Annotated in this window: 16 protein-coding genes; 8 read left to right on the top strand and 8 right to left on the bottom strand. The window is 72.3% G+C overall.

Annotation, left to right across the window (positions count from 1 at the left end; all coding sequences use genetic code 11):
* Window positions 1–135 precede the first annotated feature (135 nt).
* Window positions 136–2,919 carry an AAA family ATPase gene (locus ACZ4SV_RS26500; protein ID WP_468006967.1) on the top strand — a complete coding sequence of 928 codons (2,784 nt, stop codon included), beginning with the start codon at window positions 136–138 and terminating at the stop codon, window positions 2,917–2,919.
* On the opposite strand, the gene ACZ4SV_RS26495 is transcribed toward ACZ4SV_RS26500, so the two are convergent.
* Window positions 2,916–5,531 carry a CHAT domain-containing protein gene (locus ACZ4SV_RS26495; protein WP_468006965.1) on the bottom strand — a complete coding sequence of 872 codons (2,616 nt, stop codon included), beginning with the start codon at window positions 5,529–5,531 and terminating at the stop codon, window positions 2,916–2,918. The genes ACZ4SV_RS26500 and ACZ4SV_RS26495 overlap by 4 nt on opposite strands.
* Before the next feature lie 3 nt (window positions 5,532–5,534).
* On the opposite strand from ACZ4SV_RS26495, the gene ACZ4SV_RS26490 reads away from it, so the two are divergent.
* Window positions 5,535–7,208 carry a glycosyltransferase gene (locus tag ACZ4SV_RS26490; RefSeq protein ID WP_468006963.1) on the top strand — a complete coding sequence of 558 codons (1,674 nt, stop codon included), beginning with the start codon at window positions 5,535–5,537 and terminating at the stop codon, window positions 7,206–7,208.
* A 15-nt stretch (window positions 7,209–7,223) separates the two neighbouring features.
* Here the strand turns inward: ACZ4SV_RS26490 and ACZ4SV_RS26485 are convergent, their stop codons facing one another.
* The 7 genes from ACZ4SV_RS26485 to ACZ4SV_RS26455 form a co-directional block, all read right to left on the bottom strand.
* Entirely contained in the window at window positions 7,224–7,388 is a 165-nt protein-coding gene (locus ACZ4SV_RS26485) for a hypothetical protein (protein WP_468006961.1), read from the bottom strand.
* Window positions 7,373–7,945 (bottom strand): hypothetical protein, encoded by a 573-nt coding sequence (locus ACZ4SV_RS26480; protein WP_468006959.1) that lies wholly within the window; start codon window positions 7,943–7,945, stop codon window positions 7,373–7,375. Before ACZ4SV_RS26480 ends, ACZ4SV_RS26485 begins: the two co-directional genes overlap by 16 nt.
* 141 nt (window positions 7,946–8,086) lie before the next feature.
* Window positions 8,087–9,004, bottom strand: coding sequence for a carbohydrate ABC transporter permease (locus ACZ4SV_RS26475; RefSeq protein ID WP_468006957.1), 918 nt, complete (start codon window positions 9,002–9,004; stop codon window positions 8,087–8,089).
* A gap of 2 nt (window positions 9,005–9,006) precedes the next feature.
* Window positions 9,007–9,900 (bottom strand): carbohydrate ABC transporter permease, encoded by an 894-nt coding sequence (locus tag ACZ4SV_RS26470; RefSeq protein WP_468006955.1) that lies wholly within the window; start codon window positions 9,898–9,900, stop codon window positions 9,007–9,009.
* 164 nt (window positions 9,901–10,064) lie between these two features.
* On the bottom strand, window positions 10,065–11,381 hold the full coding sequence (locus ACZ4SV_RS26465; protein WP_468006953.1) for an ABC transporter substrate-binding protein: 1,317 nt from the start codon (window positions 11,379–11,381) through the stop codon (window positions 10,065–10,067).
* A gap of 47 nt (window positions 11,382–11,428) precedes the next feature.
* A complete protein-coding gene (locus ACZ4SV_RS26460) occupies window positions 11,429–13,168 on the bottom strand; it encodes an alpha-glucosidase (RefSeq protein ID WP_468006951.1) in 1,740 nt (579 codons plus the stop codon).
* Window positions 13,169–13,269: 101 nt separating this feature from the next.
* Complete coding sequence (locus ACZ4SV_RS26455) at window positions 13,270–14,451, bottom strand: ROK family protein (RefSeq protein WP_468006949.1); 1,182 nt, start codon at window positions 14,449–14,451, stop codon at window positions 13,270–13,272.
* Between the two features lie 652 nt (window positions 14,452–15,103).
* On the opposite strand from ACZ4SV_RS26455, the gene ACZ4SV_RS26450 reads away from it, so the two are divergent.
* The 6 genes from ACZ4SV_RS26450 (at window position 15,104) to ACZ4SV_RS26425 (ending at window position 21,278) form a co-directional block, all read left to right on the top strand.
* Window positions 15,104–17,314, top strand: a complete 2,211-nt coding sequence (locus ACZ4SV_RS26450) for a glycoside hydrolase family 66 protein (protein WP_468006947.1) — start codon at window positions 15,104–15,106, stop codon at window positions 17,312–17,314.
* 183 nt (window positions 17,315–17,497) lie between these two features.
* Window positions 17,498–17,938, top strand: a complete 441-nt coding sequence (locus ACZ4SV_RS26445; protein WP_468006945.1) for a DoxX family protein — start codon at window positions 17,498–17,500, stop codon at window positions 17,936–17,938.
* 92 nt (window positions 17,939–18,030) lie between these two features.
* Entirely contained in the window at window positions 18,031–18,687 is a 657-nt protein-coding gene (locus ACZ4SV_RS26440; protein WP_468006943.1) for a lytic polysaccharide monooxygenase, read from the top strand.
* A 127-nt stretch (window positions 18,688–18,814) separates the two neighbouring features.
* Window positions 18,815–19,321 (top strand): DoxX family protein, encoded by a 507-nt coding sequence (locus ACZ4SV_RS26435; protein ID WP_468006941.1) that lies wholly within the window; start codon window positions 18,815–18,817, stop codon window positions 19,319–19,321.
* A gap of 78 nt (window positions 19,322–19,399) precedes the next feature.
* Complete coding sequence (locus tag ACZ4SV_RS26430; protein ID WP_468006939.1) at window positions 19,400–19,885, top strand: GNAT family N-acetyltransferase; 486 nt, start codon at window positions 19,400–19,402, stop codon at window positions 19,883–19,885.
* Between the two features lie 247 nt (window positions 19,886–20,132).
* The gene (locus ACZ4SV_RS26425; protein WP_468006937.1) at window positions 20,133–21,278 is read left to right on the top strand and encodes an MFS transporter; all 1,146 of its coding nucleotides are present in this window, start codon (window positions 20,133–20,135) and stop codon (window positions 21,276–21,278) included.
* Window positions 21,279–21,287 lie beyond the last annotated feature (9 nt).

Here is a 21,287-nt window from a genome sequence, read left to right as displayed (position 1 = left end):
ACCGGTGGAACCACCAGTCGTCCCCGGGACGCGCGGACGCGGCACGGAGCCGTCACGAGGGGCGGCGCGAGTACGTCAACTCCCGTGCGTGACAGGTCCCTTCCGTTTCAACGAACCGCGCCCCACACTGCGGTCATGGACAGCGACAGTGACGCGGTCGCCCGCACACCCGCCCCCCTGTACGGGCGTGCCGAGGAGCGACGGACGCTGTGCGGCGCGGTCGAGGGGCTGCGGTCCGGGCGCGGCGCCGCCGTGCTGGTCACGGGTGAACCCGGCAGCGGGCGGTCCGCGCTCCTCGCCGCCGCCGCGCGCGCGGCGACCGGATGCACCGTGCACCACGTCGCAGGCGTCGAGAGCGAGGCCGGCGTGGAGGGGGCGTGGTGCCAGCGCCTGCTGCTGCGGCTGACCGAGGACCTGCCGGCACCGTCCGGGCACGACACGGAGGTCCTGGCCGCCGTCCGGGCGGGCCGGTGCCCGCCGGAGGCAGCTCTCGTGGTCGCCTCGTCGCTGCGCGGAGTGCTGGAAGCCCGCTGCGCCGGGAAGCCGCTGCTGCTGTGCGTGGACGACGCGCAGTGGCTGGACCACGTCTCCCTGTCCGTTCTGGGGCTGCTGGCCCGCCGGTCCGGGACCCTGCCGGCCGGTCTCCTGCTGACCGTGGTCTCCGGGCATCCGGCCCGCGCGGCTCTGGACGGCATCGACACGGTGCACCTGCCGCCGCTGGACGAGACGGCGGCCCGCCGGCTGCTGGCGGACGCGGTGCCCCCGGACCGGACCGCCGGCCTGTGCCCGGCGGCCGAGGCCGAGGTGCTCGCCCTCGCGGCCGGCAACCCGCTGGCACTGACCGAACTGGCGGCCGCTGCCGGCGCCGGCCACCCCGGCGGCCCCCTCACCCTGCCGCCGGACAGCAGATGGCGGGCGCACCACGGCCGCCGCTACCGCCGACTGCCCGCGGGGGCACGGGCGGTGGTCGCCACCGTCCTCGTCGGCGGCCCCCTCGGACCGGACGTGCTGCGCACCGCCGTCCGCCGGACCGGCCGGGACCCGGGCACGATCGACACGGCCCTGGCCGGCGAGCTGATCGCGGCGGCCGACGACGGCACGGTGGCGGTGCCGGGCCGGCTGCTGCGCCGGGTGCTGCGCGCGGAGGTCCCGCTCGCCGAACAGCACGCGGCCCACACGGTCCTGGCCGAGGTGTCCGACGGCGAGGGAACCCGGCTGCGCCGAGCGCTGCACCGGCTGGCCTGCGGCATCGGCCCGGCGGAGCAGGAGGCGGCGGACCTGGAGCGGGCGGCCGGCGACGCCGTCCACCACACGGCCGGGGCGGTGCTGGAGGACGCGGCCGACTTCGCGCCACGGCCGGGGGTGCGGGAACGGTGGCTGACGCTCGCGGCCCGGCACGCCTTCCTGGCCGGCGAGGACACCCGCACCCGGGACCTGCTGCGCCGCGTGCCGCCGCACGGCGTGCCCGAGGGATCGCGTGCGCTGCGCAGCCTGATCGAGGGGGAACGCCTGCTGCGCGACGGCACGCCCGCCGAGGCGTGCCGGCACCTCGGCGCGGCGGCCGACCTGTTCCTGGACGAGAGCGAGGAATCGGCGGCACGCGCGCTGATGCTCGCCGGTGAAGCCGCCTGCCTCGCCGGTGACTTCGCCGGGTACTTCGCGCTGGCGCGGCGGGCGGCATCGCTGCGGCACGGCGACGGCACCCCCACCACACGGCTGGTCCTCGACCACTTCGCGGGGATGACGGCCACCTTCGAGGGCCGGCACCGGGAGGCGGGCCGGACGCTGCGGCGGGTGATGCGGCTGGCCGAGGGAATCCCGGACGCCTACTGCGCCCTGTGGGCCGGGCAGGCCGCCTACACCCTGGGCGACGCCGCCCGTGCCCACACCTTCGCCGTGGCCGCGGCCGGCCTGGCCCGCCGCGAGGGCGCCCTCTCCCTGGTGCCCGCCGCGCTCGTCTACCAGGCCCTGGCCGCGCTGCTGACGGACCGCTGCGCGGCCACCGAGGAAGCGGCCCTGGACGGGCTGCGGCTGGCCCGCCGGACGGGACAGCGCAACCTCGCCGTGGACCACCTCGCGGTGCTCGCGCTGGTGTCGGCGTTACGGGGCGACGGGGACGGCGCGGCGGCCAGGCTGCGGTCCATCGCCCAGCAGGTGTCCACGCGCGGACTGGGCCGCCCGGCCGCGTTCGGCCACTGGGCGTCCGCCTGTGCCGATCTCGCGGACGACCGGCCCTCCGACGCGCTGACCCGGCTCGCCGGCATGACCCATGCCGCGGTGGGCAACCAGCCCAACCTGGTCATCCGCCAGCTCGCCACGCCGCACTTCGTGGAGGCCGCCGTACGCTGCGACCGGCGGGCCAAGGCGGCCGGAGCGCTGCGCTCGTACCACGCCTGGGCGGCCAGCGGGACGAGCGCCGCCCGGCTCGCCCTGGCCCACCGCTGCCACGCGCTGCTGGAGCCCGATGACGCGGCGGCCGACGAACTGTTCCGGCAGGCCGCCCGGCTCCACCAGCGGGACGGAGCGGTCCTGGAGCTGGCCAAGACCGAGCTGTTCCACGCCCACCGGCTGCGGCGCGCCCGCAAACCGCGCCCGGCGCGCGAACTGCTGCGGGAGGCGCTGCAGATCTTCCAGCAGTTCGGTGCCGCCTCCTGGGCCCAGCGGGCCACCGCGGAACTCCGTGCCACCGGCGCCCGGCCGCAGACCGCCGCCCGCCCCGGCGACCGCGGGTCCGCGGCGGGCGCGGACCTCACGGCGCAGCAGACGCGGATCTGCGAGCTGGTCGCCCAGGGCGCGACCAACCAGGAGATCGCCGAGGTGATGATGGTCAGCGTCCGCACCGTCGAATACCACCTCAGGAACGTCTTCACCCGGCTCGGCGTCCGCTCCCGCGTCGAACTGGCCGCCCACTTCCGTTAGTACCCATCCGCTCGGAAGAGGGGCTCCTCTCCGCGTCCGATCAGGCACATGCCCGCCCAGTCGTAGGGCCCCAGTTCGGGATAGGCGTCGCGCAGTTCCCGCTGCGCCTGCCGCAGAGCGGCGCCGGGAGTCCCGCCCCGGGCGACCGAGGCGAGAAGACCCGCGCCCACCTGCGCGGAGGACCAGCTATTGATGTGGCCGACACCCGCCACGACGGCCTGTGCCCGGCCGAGCAGCCCGCCCACGGCCAGGCTCAGCGGGTCACGGCCGTAACGGCTGGCCGCCGTCCCGGTCCAGCAGCCGTTGAGGACCAGCAGTCTGGGCAGCCGGAGGGAGGCGAGCAGACCCAGGGTGATCCGCAGCGGGCCGAGCCGGGTCTCCCCGGCGGCCTCGCCCAGACCGCTGAGGTAGAGCAATGCGGCGGAGGTGAGGTCCTCGGCGGGATCGAGCGCCGCCAGTTCCACATGGGACCCGGGCCAGCCGGCGAGTGCCGCGGCCTCCTCGGCATGACCGCTCAGCCGCGGATCCAGCACGCTGACGGCGGGCGCCGCGTCCGCCCCGAGGACCCCGCCGGTGCCGCCGCCCGCGCGCCCCAGCAGCTCGTGGGTCCGCAGACTGGGGGTGAGGGTCACCTCCGCGACGTCGAGCAGGCAGACGCCGTCCCGGCGGAGCGCGCCGTAGGGAAGCTGCCACAGCCGGAGGTCGGGGCTCAGCAGGAGGGCGAGCGGACGGTCGGCGGTTCCGCTCCACGCGGTGTCGTGGGGGAGCAGGAACCGCCCGAGCAGCTCCCAGGTGTGATCACTGACGCCGTACTCGGGCAGCGGTTCCCCCGCGGCGAGCGTGTCCAGCAGACCGTCCAGTGCGGCGGGCGCGGACTGCCGGCTGGAGTGCCAGGCGCCGTGCCGTACGCGCGAGGCCACCGAGGACCACCAGCCGTCGGCGCCCTTGCCCACGTGCACGAGGACCACCACCTCGGCCAGCGCGTCCGTCCCGGCCGCCGACGGCAGCCGGCCGGGCAGGGCCGGGGCCCCGGGGCCCAGGGGCGGCCCTTCCTCGCCGGCGAGGGCGGCGCGCACCGCTCGTGCGGTGCGGAACACCTCCCCGGCGCGGCCGGGATCGCCGCCGGGGAGCGTCATCGGCAGCGTGGCCAGGGGCTGGTGCGCGTCCGCGGGCGGGTTCTCCAGCACGTGGTCGAGTACGTCGGAGCGGCCGAGTTCGATGATCCGGGCCACGTCCTCGTGACGCCGCGCGGTCCCGTGCACCATGAGGGCTCCGGCGTAGACCTCCTCCCGTTGTTCTTGCAGCGCCCAGCGGTTCTCGGGCAGGGTCAGCCGGTCGCGCTGGAGGTCGGCGCCCGCCAGGGCGGTCCGGCTCACCAGCAGGGCGAGGTCTTCGCCGAGTGCGGCGTCGCCACGCAGGCGCAGCAGGTCGTGCAGGGTGAGCCAGGTGCGGGTGAGGTCGGGGCCGTCGTCGCGGACGGCGATGCCGAGCGAGGCGGTCAGATGGGCGGCGGCACGACCCATGTCGCCGTCGGACATGATGAGCCGGCGTCCCATGTGGCGGTGCCAGCGTGCCGCCTCCAGGGTGCGCGCGCCTTCGTGGTGCCGGCGCGCCTGTTCCAGGGCCTCGTCCGCCCCCGCGCCGTCGTCCATCGCCTCCAGCACCTCGGCCTGTTCCAGCAGGACCTGGCCGCGCATCCGCTCGCGCCCCGGCTCCGCGCACTCCCGGAGCAGCTCGCGGCAGAGCAGCAGGGCCTCGGGGAAGCGCCGCAGGGCACGCAGCGCCGCGACCCGCGCCAGCCGCACGACCCGCACGTTGACACTCGACCCGCTCTCCCGGAAGCGCTCCTCGGCCTCCAGGTACATGGCGAGGGCGGAGTCGTAGTGCCCGACGATGATGTCCGTGCGGGCGTGCACCCGTGCGATCAGCCCCCTGAGGTGCGGTGAGGCGTCCTCCGCGGCCAGCTCTCCGGCCTGTGCGCGCGCGTCGCGCAGGAACGCGTAGGCGGCCTCGATGTCGCCCCGCAGCCGTTCGGTGTTGCTCCGTTGCAGCAGCGCCTGCGCCCTCGCCCGGGCCACCCCGGGTGCCCCGGCGAAGTCGTCGGCGACGGCCAGGGCCCGGTCGCTGAGGACGACGGCCGAGTCGTAGGCGCCGGACGGCTCGCACAGCTCCGCCAGGGCGCGCCACGCGGTGACGTGGTACACGGCGCTCCCGGACGTCAGCGGCGTGCGCAGCTGTGCGCGGTTCCAGGACTGCGCGGCGAGGAAGGACGTGGACAGGCGGTGCCGCTCGGCGAGGAACCTCGTCCGCTCCAGCACGGCGCCGGTGTCACCGGCGAGCCGCGCCGCGGTACGGGCCGCGAGGAGCAGCCGCAACGTCTCGGCACGGCAGCCCGCCTTCCAGGCCCGCTCGGCGATCAGGTCGTAGCGGTCGCCGAGGGCGGCCCAGTCGGACGCGTCGAACAGTGCGGCGGCGTCGGCGCGGTCGCGGTCCTCGACGAGCCGGACGTCCCGCTCCGGGTGGCAGGCCGTGGCCGGCGGGAAGGAGAGGGCGACGCCCGGATCCGCTATCCGGTCCGTCCAGTTCGGCGGGGAGGAGCGTGCCATCATCATCCCATGACGTCCCGTCAATCAGCGTCCCTGATAGTGCGGTTCGACCCCACCGTAACGGCCGGGGAGCGCGAGGACCTGGTCGCGCGGCTGCGCCTGACCGGTGCCACCGTGCGGATCAGCCCCGCCGACGTCGACCACCGCGCCCTGCTCGACGAGGCCCGCAAGCTGGTCAGGGCCGTCCTGCTGGACACGGCGGGCCATCTCGACGGCGTGGGCTTCGCCGAGACCGGGCGGGTGTTCCGGGACTGGCTGCGCGACACGGACGCGGCCGCCGCGGGGAGCGGCAGCGCGCAGTTGGTGACGGCAGCGGGACGTTCGGTGGCCGTCGACGGCACCGTGCCGGACCACGCCTTCCCGGAACTCGCGCGGAACGCGCGGGAACCGTCCGCCGCGGACCGTGTCGCATGGGACGGGACGGCCTGGTCGCCGGCGGCGTCCGGCGGCGCGGCGGGCGTGGCGCCGCCCGCGTCCGGGCACCGGCCGTTGCGCGTCCTGGCGATCGCCGACGAATGGTTCTCCGGGCGGGGCGGGATCAGCACGATCAACCGGGAACTCTGCGCGGCGCTGGCACGATCGGTCGGCGTCACGGTGTACTGCCTGATCACCGGCTCCGTCTCGGAGGGGGAACGGCTCGACGCCGCTCGGTCGGACGTCGCACTGATCGAGGCTCCGCGGGCCCCGCTCCGGAACGGGCAGACCCTCCTGCTGCCGCCGGCCCTGCCCGACGGGGCGGAGCCGGACCTCGTCATCGGGCACGGCCATGTGACCGGGACACACGCGCGCGGGATGGTCGCCGGCTTCTTCCGGCGAGCGTGCCTGTTCCACGTCGTGCACACCGAGCCCGACCTCCTCGAATGGCGCAAGCCGGACCGCGCGGAGGACCCCGCCCGGCGGGCCGAGGAACGCTCCTGGGAGCAGTGGCAGCTGGGGGCCGGCGCCACCCGCGCGGTCGGCGTCGGACCCGTCCTGCACCGGATGCTCCAGCGCGACCTCCCGCGCGGGGCACCGCCGCCCCTGCGGCTGGACCCCGGATTCGACCTCTCCCGGACGCCTCCGCCCGAGAACCTCCGGGGCGTGCCGCTGGTCACGCTGATGGGCCGGCTGGAGGACGAGGACGCCAAGGGGGTCGGCCTCGCCGTACGGGCGACGAACCGGGCCGTCGGGCTGCGGCCGGACCTCGGCCGGGTCGACCTCATGCTGCGCGGGACGGCGGAGGGCCGGGCAGCCGCTCTCGCCGAGAAGGCGGCGCACTGGGCCACGGAGCCGGACCTGCGGGTGCTGCCCCGCAACTACACCACCGACCGGGCGCGGCTGGACCACGACCTGGGACGGGTGTGGCTGGCGTTGATGCCGTCCCGGTCCGAGGCGTTCGGCCTGGTGGGCGCGGAACACATACGGGCGGGCGTGCCCTGCCTGGTGAGCGCGGACAGCGGGCTGGGAGCACTGCTCGCCGAGGTCGTGCCCGAGCTCGCGCGCCACGTCGTCGTCCCCGTCACGGGCCGCGAGGACGACGACGCTGTGTGGGCCCACCACATCGCCGCCGCCCTCGCCGAACCCGGGATCGCGCTGGAGCGGGCCCGGAAACTGCGCGACGCCATGGCCGGTGCCCGAAGCTGGGCCGCGGCGGCGCGCACACTGCTCGACGCGGCACGCGCGGCGCTCGCCGGACCCGGGTGAGACCCGGCCGTCCGCTCACCGCACCGGAGCGCGGAAGGCGACGGCCGACACGTCACGGGCCAGGGTGCCGCCGTGGAAGCCGTACGTGCCGATCGACTCGACGCGTACGACCAGGCAGAACCGCTCCGTGGTCGCCAGCCGGGCGGCCAGTTCCCGCCAGGACGTCAGGAGATAGTGCACAGCGGCGTGCTGGCCATGGAGGTCTGCCCGCTGACCAGGACGACCGGCCGCCGGGCGCCCGGCGGCACGAACTTCGCGACCAGCGCGTGCTCCTGGTCACCGCGCCGCCATGGGAACACCCCGCCCCCGGCCTCGATGGCCATGGAGAGCCCGGGCGCGTCGAAGGGGTGGACGGTCACGCCGGGCAGGTTGTGGCGCAGATGGCCGCCGGTACGGACGTTGGACCCGTTCTCCGGGCTGCCGATGCAGAACTCGACCGCCGCGCCGTTGCTGCCGCGGAACTCGTCGCTCGAGCGCATCGTCACCTCGCAGCCCAGTTCCGTCGCCAGCGTCGCCGCTTTCAGCAGGGCCTGTACGTCGCGGTGCTGGGCGCTGCCGGGCGCGTCCCACTTGTTGTTCATGACCACGATGCACGGATCACCCGGCACGATGCCGAAGAACCGGGCCTTGCGCCGCAGGAAGCGCCGCCTCGCGTGACGCTGCCACAACCACACCGCTCCACCGCTGAGCGTGCTGGTGACCAGCCCGATCACTATGTTCAGCAAGATGCCCGTCATGCTGTCCCTCCCCCGGGTCCGGCCCTTCATGGTGGCAGGAAAGGCGGCCTTGCGGCCCTGGTGGGGGCGAGGGGTGAACCCCGGACCCGGCAGCGGGGCTGGTGCGTGCCGGATCCGGGGTCGCGACGGGCCCCGGCGGGGCTACTTCACGGCGCCCGCGGTGACACCGCGGGTGAGGGAGCGCTGGAAGACCAGGAAGAAGACGACCATGGGGATCACGCCGAGGAGGGCGGCGGCGCTCATGGCGGTGGGGTCGCTGGTGTACTGGCCCTGCATGACGGACAGGCCGAGCGGGACGGTCTGGTTGTCGTTGGAGATGAGCAGGACGAGGGGGTAGAGGAACTCGTTCCAGCTCCAGACGAAGAAGAACACGCACATCACCGACAGGGTGGGCCAGCTCATGGGCAGGATGATGCGCCACAGGATGGTCCAGCGGCCGGCGCCGTCGAGGGAGGCGGCTTCGATGAGTTCCCGGGGGAAGCCGGCGAAGACGGAGGAGAGCAGGTAGGTGCCGAACGCGCTGTAGGTGACGCCGACCAGGACGGTGTAGCCCAGCTTCCCGTCGTACAGGCCCATCTCCTTGAACAGGTAGTAGACCGGGTAGACCAGGCCCTCCTGCGGCAGGACGTTGACGCCGAGGAAGAAGACCAGGAAGGCGGTGCGCCACCGGATGCGGCCGATGCCGAGGGCATAGGCGTTGAAGAGCGCGACGACGACGGCGATGACGACGACACCGAGACTGATCTCGATGCTGTTGACCAGCTTCTGGGTGAAGTCGACGCGCTGCCAGACGTCCCCGACGATGCCCCAGTTCCAGTGCTCGGGCCAGGACAGCGAGCCGTGGGAGCGGTAGTCGGCGCTGGTCTTGAAGGAGTTGAGCAGGATGATCGCGAACGGGGCGAGGAAGGCCAGGACGAAGACGCTGACCGCGGCCACGACGGCGTAGGAGCCGGCGCCGCGGCGCTTGCCGGCTGCCCGGCGCTCGCCGCGCCTGGGTGCGGCGTGGCCGGGGGGTGCCGTCTTCTCCGTCCGGGGCGGGATGGTGGTGTCGGTGGTCATGGTCATCCGTCCTCGCGGGCCTGGCGGGTGAGCATCGTCCCGGCGATGACCAGCACGAGCAGGGTGATGGTGCTGGAGATCGCGGAGCCGTAGCCGACGTCGGCGCGCTCGAAGAAGTTCTGGTAGGCGAAGTAGGCGGGGACGAGGGTGGAGTTTCCGGGGCCGCCGCCGGTGAGGACGAAGATCTGGGCGAAGACCTTCAGGCCGGCGATGGTGGTGGTGACCAGGACGACGTACACCTCGGGCCGCAGGATGGGCACGGTGATGCGGGTGAACCGCTGCCACCAGGACGCGCCGTCGAGGGCGGCGGCTTCGTAGAGTTCGGGGTCGATGCGCTGCAGGCCGGACAGGAACAGCACCAGCGGGTAGCCGAGTTGCATCCAGACCAGGACGCCGAGGACGACCCAGAGGGCGAGGTCGGGGTCGCCGAGCCAGTTCTGGGCCAGGGAGCCGAGGCCGATCTTGTCCAGGAGGCTGTTGACGGCGCCTTCGGGGGCGAGGATCCAGCCCCACATCAGGCCGGTCACGGCGACGGGGATGACCTGGGGGAGGTAGAGACCGGACCGGAAGACGCCGACGAGTCCGTCGCCGTGGTTCTTGCCGATGTAGTCGAAGAGCAGGGACGCGAGGAACAGGCCGAGCAGGGTGGGGACGACCGCGATGCCGACGATGACGAAGGCGATGTTGCGGAAGGAGGCCCAGAAGTCGGCGTCCTGGAAGAGGCGGGTGTAGTTGTCCAGGCCGGTGAAGACCGGATCGCCGATGCCCTGCCAGGTGGTGAGGCTGTAGTAGAAGGTCATCACCAGCGGGACGACGAGGAAGAGCAGGCTCAGCAGTAGGCCCGGTGCGAGGAAGAGGGCGTATCCCGTGGACCGCGGGTGACGTGTGCTTTTCACTGTGGCTCCTAGGTGGGCGGGACGGCGGCCCGGCGGTCCGGGCCGCCGTCCCCGGGGCGACGCGGCGTCCGGGCCGGCGCTCCGGCCCCGGGCGGGGCCGGACCGCGGCTGCCGGGCCGGCGGCGGGCTCGGCCGCGGATCGGGGAGCGCGTGGCCGGGCGGGCTCAGCGGCGGGACGCGGCGTACTTCTCGTAGGGCGCGGCGAGCTGGTCGAGGACGGCGTCGGGCTTGCCGCCGTTCATCAGGTTCTGCGTGGCGGCCAGCCAGGTATCGAAGTATCCGGCGACGGGCCAGTCGGGGTAGAAGGCCAGGCCGCCGTCGCGCTGGTCCTGGTCGAAGGCGCTGATGAGCTGCCGGGACCTGGGGTTGGTGATCTCGCCGGGCCGGGCGGCGAGCGGGACGTTGCCCTCCTCGCCGATGAGCTTCTGGATCCTCGGTGACATGGTGATGCCGATGAAGTCCTCGGCGAGCTTCTTGTTCTTCGCCCTGGCGGGGACGACCCAGTGGTTGCCGCCGGAGCCGAGGGTCGTCTCACTGCCCGGGTAGGGCGCGGTGGACCACTTGAAGTCCTTGATGTCGGTGGTCAGACCGCCGAACCACCAGTTGCCGCCGACCATGATGGGCCGCTTCTGGGAGACGAACTGCTCGGTCATGTCGGTGCCCTTGAGGCCGACGTCCTTCTTGTCGAAGTAGCCCTTGTCGACCCACTCCTTGAACTTGTCGACGGCGTAGGTCAGCTCGGGGCCGTGGAAGTCGACCTTGCCCTGGTAGCGCTGGTAGTCGTCGACCCAGTTCTTGTCGGCCTTGGACAGGGCCAGCAGGTAGAGCCAGTGCATGGCGGGGTGGTCGTTGCCGGCGTCGGCGAGCGGGGTGACGCCCGCGGCCTTGAACTCGGCCAGGGCGGCTTCGAAGCTGCTGAAGTCGGTGGGCTTGGCCACGTGGTACTTCTTGAACAGGTCGTCGTTGTAGTAGGCGAGGACGAACTCGCCGTAGTTGGGCACGCCGTACCACTTGTCGCCGCCCATCTCGCCCTTGGCGTCGTAGCGGGCGGTGACGGAGGCGCTGTCGCTGATCTTCTTGTCCCAGCCGTGCGCCTTGACGACCGGGGTGAGGTCGGTGAGCAGGCCCTGCTTGGCGAGCAGGCCGGTGGTGGCGTTGCCCTTGTTGTACTCCATGACGTCGGGCGCCTTGTCGGAGTTGAGGATCATGCCGGCGTTCTGCTGGATCTGGTCGAACGTCTTCTGCTCGAAGACGACCTTCACGCCCGGGTGGCTCTTCTTGAACTCGGTGACGGCCGCGGCCCACGCCTTGCCCAGCGCGCCGTCCTTGTCCTCGTAGTGCCACAGCCGCAGCGTCTTGCCGTCACCGGCCGCGGAGCCGGAGCCGCCGCAGGCGGTCAGCGGGGCCAGCAGGGCCAGCGCGGAGAGGGCCAGCAGCAACGGCCTTCTGCGCAGAAGGGAGAGGGGGCGCGGGGTGTTCATGGCGGTGTCCTCGGGTGTGCGTCGGTGCGTTGGGACGGGGCGGGGCGTCATGCGGTGGTGCGGCGGCGGTGGACACGGGCTTCCCACGGCAGCAGGGTGTGCGGGGTCGTCAGCGGCGAGGCGGCGGGAACGTTCGCGATGAGCGTCTCGGCGCCTTCCCAGCCGTCGGGCAGGTCGACGGTGAGGCCGTCGCCGCCGAAGTTGGCCAGGACGAGCAGTTCGGTGCCGGTGCCCGCGTCGTGGCGGGTGAAGGCGTAGAGCTGTTCGTGGTCCGGGTGGAGCATGCGGAAGTCGCCGTGGGTGAGGGCGGGTTCGCTGTGCCGCAGGGCGATCAGGCGGCGGTAGTAGTGGAAGACGGAGTCGGGGTCGGCCAGTTGCGCCTTGGCGTTGACCTCGGTGTGGTCGGGGTTGACGGCGATCCACGGGGTGCCGGCGGTGAAGCCGGCGTGTTCGGTGGTGTCCCACTGCATGGGGGTGCGGGCGTTGTCCCGGCTGCGGTGCCGCAGCCCGTCGAGGACCTGCCGCTCGTCGGCTCCGAGGGCGAGCCGGTCCCGGTGGTGGTTGAGGGACTCGATGTCGCGGAAGTCGGCGATCGACGCGAACGGCGCGTTCGCCATGGCGAGTTCCTCGCCCTGATAGACGTACGGGGTGCCGCGGTGCAGGTGCAGGACGGTGGCCAGCATCTTCGCCGAGCGGTAGCGGTAGGCCGGCGAGTCGTCGCCGAACCGGGACACCACGCGGGGCTGGTCGTGGTTGTTCCAGTACAGGCTGTTCCAGCCGGTGTCGCCCAGGCCCGTCTGCCAGCGGCCGAGACTCGCCTTGAGGTCGGTCAGCTTCAGGGGACGGACGTCGAACTTGCCGCCGGGGCCGTGGTCCAGGCCGACGTGCTCGAACTGGAAGACCATGTCGAGTTCACGGCGGGCGGGGTCGGTGAAGAGCCTGGCCTGCTCCACGGTGACGCCGGGCATCTCGCCGACGGTGAGCAGCCGGCGCGGGTGGCCGGCGAAGACCTCGCGGTGCATCTCGGCGAGGTAGTCGTGGACGCGGGGCCCGCACACGTAGAACGGGCTTCCGTCACCGTGCCGGGCGCCTTCGGCGACGATGCCGTCGGGCAGCGCCGGGTCCTTGGAGATCAGGTTGATGACGTCCATGCGGAAGCCGTCGACCCCACGCCGAAGCCACCAGCGCATCATCGCGTACACGGCCTGCCGGACCTCGGGGTTGTCCCAGTTCAGGTCGGGCTGCTTGCGGGAGAACAGGTGCAGGTAGTACTCGCCGCGGGCGGCGTCGTACGTCCAGGCGGGACCGGAGAAGAACGAACCCCAGTTGTTGGGCTCCGCGCCCGGCGTGCCCGGTTCCCTGCCCTCGCGGGCCGGGCGCCAGATGTACCAGTCGCGCTTCGGGCCGTCCGGGCCGCCGTCGCGGGAGGCGGTGAACCAGGGGTGTTCGTCGCTGGTGTGGTTGACGACCAGGTCCATGACCAGCTTCATGCCGCGTTCGTGCGCGGAGGCCAGGAGGCGGTCGAAGTCGGCGAGGGTGCCGAAGAGCGGGTCGATGTCCTGGTAGTCGCTGATGTCGTAGCCGTTGTCGTCGTGCGGGGAGGGGTAGACCGGGGAGAGCCACAGGACGTCGACGCCGAGCTGGGCGAGGTAGTCGAGGCGTTCGGTGATGCCCTGGAGATCGCCTATGCCGTCCGCGTCGGAGTCGGCGAAGCTGCGCGGGTAGATCTGGTACACCACCGCGTCGCTCCACCAGGCGTCGGCAGGGCTGGGCGCTTTTTCGGGCACGTCGGCATCCTCAATCGTGGGTGCTGGGGTACTTGCCGGGACGGGAGGGCGGGGCCGGAAGGCCGGGCGGTGTGCCGGCCGCGCGGGGCGGGGGACCGGTGTCAGGAGAGTGCGGCGCCGACGGCTTCGCGGATGACGAGGCAGGCGGCGCCCCGGGCCCACAGGTCGTGGGTGACGGGGTCGACGTGGATGTCGCAGTCGCGGGCCGCGGTGGAGAAGGCGTGGGCCTGGAGGGCGTCGTTCATGGCCGGGCCGAAGAGGTCGTAGGCGACGGCGCCCTCCCCGGCGAGGATGATCTTCTGGAGGTTGAGCAGATTGCACATCCCGGCCAGGCCCCTCCCCAGGGCGGTGCCCGCCTCGGCGAAGGCGGAGCGGGCGACGGTCCGCGCCGAGCCGCTTCCCGAGCGGGCGGTGTCCATGGCGTCGGCGATGGTGGCGCAGGGCACCCCGGCGTCCTGGAGGTGGCGCAGGACGGCCCGGTCGCCGGCGAGGGCTTCCAGGCAGCCGCGGCGGCCGCAACTGCACATCGGGCCGGCGGGGTCGAGGGGCAGGTGGCCGAGTTCCCCGGCCAGGCCGGTCGCGCCGGAGAAGAGGGTGCCGTCGAGGAGGAGGCCGCAGCCGATGCCGGGGCCGACGGTGACGACGGCGAAGGAGTCGACCTCCCGGCCCTGCCCGAACCAGCGTTCCGCCACCACCAGGGTGTTGACGTCGTTGTTCACCACCACCGGCAGCCCGGTGGCCTCGCGCAGCGGACCGGCCACGTCGACCTTGTTCCAGTCCAGCAGGGCGGAGTAGCGGCACACGCCGGCGGCGGAGTCGACGTGCCCGCTGACGCCGATGCCCACACCCAGCACCCTGTCCGCCGCCTCGGGCGCCTGGGCCAGCAGGCGCCGGGTCAGGGCCGCCGCGGCGGCGAGGGCCGTCTCGGGGGTGCGGTCGGCGATGGGCTCTTCGAGGCGGGCGAGGACGTTGGCGGCCATGTCGGTGACCACGCCGGACACCTGCGCGGGGCCGATCTTGATGCCGGCCACGATGTGCTTGTCGGGGTTGACGTGCAGCATCTTCTGCGGCCGGCCCCGCCCGCTGGGGGCCGTGTCGCTCTCGTGCAGATAGCCGTGCTCCAGCAGCGGCGGGAGCATGCGGGTGACGCTGGAGGGCACCAGGCCCAGCCGCTGGGCGAGCTGGGTGCGCGACAGGGGGCCGGAGGTCAGCACGGTGGCGAAGATCTCCGCGCGGGACTGTTCGCTGACGAGGTCCGAGAACCGGACCGGTGAGGGGCTCATCCCTGGTGTCTCCCGACGTGAGTGACGGCGTGTCAGTACAGGGTGGTGCTGCGCTATCGAACCGCCGCCCGGAGCGGGACGGAAGGCCGGGGGCGGGACGGAGCGCCGGCCGCGCGGTCGCCGCCGGGCGGGCCGGTGCCGAAGAACGAGGGAAGTGCGGAGAGCGCCATGCGGGTCCTCCGGGGGTGCGGCAGGGCCGGTGCGGCTCGACCGGTTGCCTGCGGATGACGGGAGTGTGTCCCCTCACGTTTTCATGCGTCAAGAAAGAAAAAAACGCGTTATCGAACCGTGACAGAGGGGCGCAGCCCTCGCTGGACTGGTTCGTCCCGGGGTCCGCACGGGCGGTGAGCGGATCCGAGTGACGAATCTTGTTGATTTCGTTGACACGAGGAAGAAATAGCGGGACGTTAACCGGCGACCGCACCGCAGCACACCGCGGCGGCGGTCACCCCTCTGTGCCAGGGGCGCGGTGGGCGTGCGGCAGTCGCACGCTTGCCTCACCGCGCCCGGCCCTGCCCAGCGGCTGCCGCCGAACCCGCGGCTCGCTGCCGGCGCACCCACCCTCACGGCCCGGTCCGGGACGTCCGCCCAGGCGGACGCCTCCGGCGGCCGGGGTGCGCGCGGACGCCGCCCTTCCCCCAAGCGAGGAGATATGACAGGAGCACGACACAACAGAGTGCGGCGCACGGCGCTGGCCACCGGCCTGGTGCTGGCCGCCGCCGGGCTGGCGTTCGTGCCGGCCTCCCCGGCCTCCGCCGCCACCGTCGCCGACGCCTGGACCGACGCGTCCCGCTACGCGCCCGGCCAGGAGGCCACGGTGACCGCGCAGGTCGACGGCAGTGGCCCGGTGACCTTCACGCTCACCCACCTCGGGGACGTGGTGAAGACCGGCACCGTGCAGGCCGACGGCAGCGGGCGGGCCGTGTGGAAGGTGACACCGCCGGCCACGGACTTCCAGGGCTACCTGGTCGAGATCCAGGCCGGCACCAGCCGCACCCAGACGGCGATCGACGTCTCCTCCACCTGGACCCGCTTCCCCCGGTTCGGGTTCCTGGCCTACTACGGCACGAACATCTCCGCCGACGACGCCAAGGGCGACATCGCCGAACTCTCCCAGCGCTACCACATCAACGCGCTGCAGTACTACGACTGGCTGTGGAAGCACGAGAAGCCCGTCAAGCACGACGGGTCCGGGGTGGCCGGCACCTGGACGGCGTGGAACGGCGACACGCTCAGCTCCGCCACCATCCGCAACTACATCGACGCCGAGCACGGCCGCGGCATGGCAGCCATGCCGTACCAGATGTCGTACGCCGCACTCAACGACTACGACACCTCCCAGGTCAACCCCGACTGGCGGCTGTTCAACAGCCCCGGCGGCACGGACGAGTGGTACTACCCGATGCTGCCGAACCAGATCCTGCACCTGATGAACCCCGAGAACCCCGACTGGCAGAACTACATCGTCGGCCAGTACAAGGACTCGGTGAACTCCCTGGGCTTCGACGGCGCCCACCTGGACCAGATCGGCTACTGGTCGGAGAAGTATGACAAGGCCGGCAACAAGGTCAACCGTCCCAACGGCTTCGCCCAGCTCACCAACAAGACCAGGCAGGCCCTGCCCGCGGGCCGCAACGCCGTCGGCTTCAACGCCGTCGACGGCTACGGCGACGCCGAACTGGCCAAGTCCAGCGCCGACTACCTCTACACCGAGCTGTGGTCGAACTACGAGACCAACTCCTCGGTCAAGGACTACCTGGAACGCCAGCGGCAGGCGTCCGGCGGCAAACCGCACATCACCCCCGCCTACATGAACCGCCCCAACACCCCCGACTCCAGCACCCCGAACAACAACTCCGTCTTCGACACCACCTCGGTGCAGCTGGCCAACGCCATGTTCGCCGCCAACGGCGCCGACCACCTCGAACTCGGCCCCAACGACCACATGCTCAACACCGAGTACTTCCTCAACAGGGACAAGAGCATGTCCGCCGAGCTGAAGGCATGGGAGAAGACGTACTACGACGTCATCACCGGCTACGAGAACCTCTTCTACGGCCCCGACCTGCACACCGCCGCCAACAAGACCGTCGTCGACGGGGTGAACACCTCCACCGACGGCTCCGGCAACACCGTGTGGACCAACGCCATGCGCAACGGCGACACCGACGTCCTGCACCTGATCAACCTGCTCGGCAACGACGGCAAGTGGCGCGACGCCGGCACGGCCACCCCGCCCACGAAGACCAACCTGCCCGTGAAGTACTACCTGCGCGACGGCCAGCAGGCCCCGGCGGCCCTCCGCGTCGGCAGCCCCGACCGCGACGGCGGCCGCTCGGCGAACCTGCCCTTCACCACCGGCAGCGACTCCTCCGGCACCTACCTGAAGTTCACCGTCCCCGAACTGAGGAACTGGGACTTCGTCTACTTCGACCGCACCGCCAACCCCGGCGACGGCGGCACCGACCCGGGCGACGGCGGCACCGGCAAGCGGCTGGTCAACGCGGGCGGCAAGTGCGCCGAGGCCAAGGACGGCGCCGGCGCCGACGGCACCCCCGCCCAGCTCGCCACCTGCACCGGCACCGACCGGCAGAAGTGGACCCTGACCGGCACCGAGCTGCGCGTCCTGGGCAAGTGCCTGGACGTCGAGGGCGGCAACACGGCCAACGGCACCAAGGCCCACCTGTGGGACTGCGGCGGCTACGACAGCCAGAAGTGGGCGTTCCAGTCCAACGGCACCCTGAAGAACCTCAAGTCCGGACGCTGCCTGGACATCGAGGGCCAGAGCACGGCGGACGGAGCCCGGCTCCATCTGTGGGACTGCGGCGGCTGGAACAGCCAGAAGTGGTCGCTGACCGGCTGACCCGGCCCCGCCCCGCACCTCGCGGCGCACTCGCGACACCGTACGGGCCCTGATCCCGTACGCCCCCGAACGGCCGGCACCCCCGCTTGAGGGTGCGGGGGTGCCGGCCTCCCCAGGAGCCTCCGCCCGCGGCGCCCGCACCAGTGCCGCGGCAGGACGCCCGCTTCCCGAAGGACACCTCCCGTGCAGCTCGAAGCGATCAGTGCTCCCGTCGTCCTCGCGCTCCACCGGATCGTGGTGGGCTTCCTGTTCGCCTGCCACGGCGCGGCCACCCTGTTCGGCGTCCTCGGCGGCCCGCACGGACCGGCACCGGCCGCCGGCCAGTGGCCAGGATGGTGGGCCGCCGTGATCCAGCTCGCCGGAGGGCTCCTGGTCGCCCTCGGCGCCGGCACCCGCCCGGCGGCGGCCCTCTGCTCCGGATCCATGGCCTACGCCTACTTCGTCCAGCACCAGCCCCACGCCCTGTTCCCCATCGAGAACGGCGGCGAGCCCGCCGCCCTGTTCTGCTGGGCCTTCCTCCTCATCGCCGTCCTCGGCCCCGGCATCTGGTCGGCGCACGCGCTCCGCCGCACCACGACGGCGGACACCTCGAAGCGAAAGGAGGTGAGCCGGTCCGACATCTGACCTGAACAGCACCTCCCGAGCACACGCAAGGCTCTCCACCGGCCGGCACCGCCGACCGGCGCCCTTCCCGTCACCACGGAGGAGAACCGACCATGCACCGCACCCCCACCACCGCGTCCCGCCGCACCGCGCTGGGCGTCGCCGCACTGGCCACTACCCTGCTCGGGTTGCTGGCCCAGGCGCCGACCGCCTCCGCGCACGGCACGGTCATCGCCCCGCAGACCCGCAACTACGGCTGCCTGCAGCGCTGGGGCTCCGGCGAGCCCGACGAGGCACAGGACCCGATGTGCTACCGCACCTACCACGAGAACCCCAACGCGATCACCGCGTGGAAGGCCGTCTACGCCAACAACACCGGCGACAACTACCGGCAGGTCATCCCCGACGGCCGGATCTGCAGCGCCGGCGGCCAGGGCGAAACCAATTACGGAGCGCTCGACCGCCCCGGCCCGTGGATCACCACCAGCACCGCCGCCGACTTCACCGTCGACCTCTACGACGAGGCCCGGCACGGCGCGGACTGGCTGGAGATCTACGTCACCAAGCAGGGCTTCGACCCGACCACCCAGCTCATCGGCTGGAACGACCTCGACCAGGTCCAGAAGACCGGCCGGTACCCCTCCCAGGCGCACTACACCACCGACGTCGGCACCTCCGGCTACCACGGCCGCCATGTCGTGGTGACCGTCTGGAAGGCGTCGCACATGGACCAGAAGTACTTCCTGTGCAGCGACGTTGACTTCGGCTGAACCGGCCGGCCCGCACCCCGTGACACCTCCGGCCCCGCGAGCACACCGCGCAAGCGTCCCTCGCGGGGCCTCCCCCCGTCTGCCACCCGCAGCCAGCGCTGCGCCGGTCCCGGTCCGGAGGCGCCGGATGTCCTGCCGAGAAACGCCGCCCACCCGCATCCGTCCACACCGCCCCCCGGCGCCGGCCGCGCACCCCCACCGGTGCTCGGCCGTACTGCACCGCGCGGCCGAGCGCTACCGGCCCGGCGGCCTCACCGTCCTGCGCGCCAGCGTGGGCGTCGTCTACTGCTGGTTCGGCATCCTCAAACTCTTCCCCGCCGCCAGCCCCGCCGAGCACATCGCCCTGCGGACCATGACCAGGCTGACCGGCGGCCTGATACCCGCCCAGGTCTCCCTGCCGCTGCTGGGCACGGCCGAAACCCTCATCGGCCTCGCCCTGATCACCGGGATCCTCCTGCGTCAGGCGCTCGCCGCCTTCTACGCCCACATGAGCGGCGTGCTCTCCTCCCTGATCCTGCTCCCCGACGTCATGTGGCACCACGGCGTCCCCACCCTCGACGGCCAGTACGTCCTGAAGAACCTCGTCCTGATCGCCGCCTGCCTGGCCGTCACCGCCGACGAACTCACCCGCTGACGCCCCCGCCGCGCCCCCGGAGACCGCAGCGGCCGACCCGCCGTGCCAAGACGCTCCCCGGTGCGGAATACTCGTCCGATGAGTTCACGCACGTCCCCGGTCAGCCGGCCGGTCACGATACGGAGGGCAGTCGCGCGGGATGCCAGGCGGCTCACGCGGCTCGTGCGCGGCTCAAGCGCCTACCAGGGGAAATACGCGGCCGCCGTGGCGGGCTACCGGGTCGGTCCCGACTACATCGAAGCCCACCGCGCCTTCGTGGCCGTCGACGCCGAGGAGCAGGCCGGCCGGGTCCTCGGGTTCTACTCGCTCGTCCTCGCCCCGCCGGAGCTGGACCTGCTGTTCGTCGCGGACGACGTGCAGGGCCGTGGCATCGGACGACTCCTCGTCGCGCACATGCTGTCCGAGGCCCGGGCCGCCGGGATCGACCGCCTCAAGGTCGTGTCGCACCTTCCCGCCCAGGACTTCTACCACCGCGTCGGCGCGGTCCGGACCGGAACAGCGTTCGCGAACCCGCCCGCCGTGCCGTGGGACCGCCCCGAATTCGAGTTCCGCGTTCCGTCCTGATGACGGCCGGACGCTCGGTGCGACCACCGAGTCCGGTCCGTACTGCTCGGTGTCGGCCGGGTAGCCGACCTCGCTGACTTCCGCCACCGTGCCACTCCACATCGATGTGCGGTACATTTATTTCTAACCGTTTAGAAAAATCAGGCAGAGGATCATGAGTACGGCGCCCGTCGACCACTTGCACGTCCGTCACCCCCGCCCGTGGGAGGCGTCGGTGCGGATGCTCACTCTGCTCACGATCGTTTCGGTGGCTGTCCCGTATCTCGGCCAGTCCCTGCTCGGGCAGGTCTCGCACACGTTCGGGGTCGGGGTGGCGACCGCCGGTGCGATGGTGACCGCCGCTCAGGTCGGCTATGCCCTTGGCGTGGTCCTGCTCGTACCGCTGAGTGAGATCCGCAGGCCGCGCCGACAGGTGTGCGTGCAGCTCGTCGCGCTGTCCGCCCTGCTGATCCTGGCCGGCCTGTCATGGAACCTTCCCGTCCTGGTCTCGGCCGTCGGTCTCGCGGGGTTCTTCGCGAACATCCCGCAGATATTGCTGCCCGTCGCCGTCCGGTACGCGCTGACCTCTCACAAGGCCGCCACGACCGCGACGCTCGGCGCGGCACTCATGGCCGGGATCTTCGGTGGCCGTGTCTACGCCGGGCTCGTCAGCCAGCTCCTCGGGTGGCGGTGGGTGTTCCTGATCGCCGGCGTCGCGGTCGCCGCCTGCATTCCCGTCCTGATGCGCCTCATCGGTGACCATGTCGAAGCACCCAGTGACAGCGGCTACGTCGCCACGCTCGGCCGCATGCCACGCCTGCTCGCCACCAGTCGGATCCTGCGGGAATCCAGCCTGCTCCACCTCCTGGTCTTCGCGGCGTTCAACTCCGTGTGGACGGTCGTTGCGCTGGAGATGTCCCACGCCTACGGATGGAGCCCGCTCGAAGCCGGACTCATGGGTGTGGCCGGGATCGCCAGCGTTCCTTTCGTCACTCGCGCAGGCCGTCTCGTCGCCCGGGTCGGCGCCACCCGGACCGTCCTGCTGTGCATCCTTGTCGTCGCCTTCGCCGTCGCGGTCCTCGTTGTCACCGGGGCGCACGCCGCATGGCTGATCGCGGTCGCACTCTTCGTCCTCACGATCGGCAATCAGAGCGCGCAGGTCGCCCACCAACTGCGCGTCTTCACCGCCCACAGTGACGCCCTCGCCACCGCGAACACCGTCTACATGTTCTCCGTCTTCCTCGGCGGTGCTGTAGGAGCGGCAGGCGGCACCGCGCTCTTCGCCCGTGACGGGCTTCCCGGGGTCGGCCTCTTCGCCGGCGTCGTGCTGCTGACCGCGTTGATCATCTACCTCGTCAACCGTGTGCTGGACCGGCATGGCCCGGAGCCACGAGTCGGTACGGCACGCACCTGACGCCCTTCG

The organism is Streptomyces sp. NPDC027672 (assembly GCF_055566335.1).
Note: the sequence above shows the minus strand (reverse complement) of the source record. Positions and strands in the feature narration are given on the sequence as shown.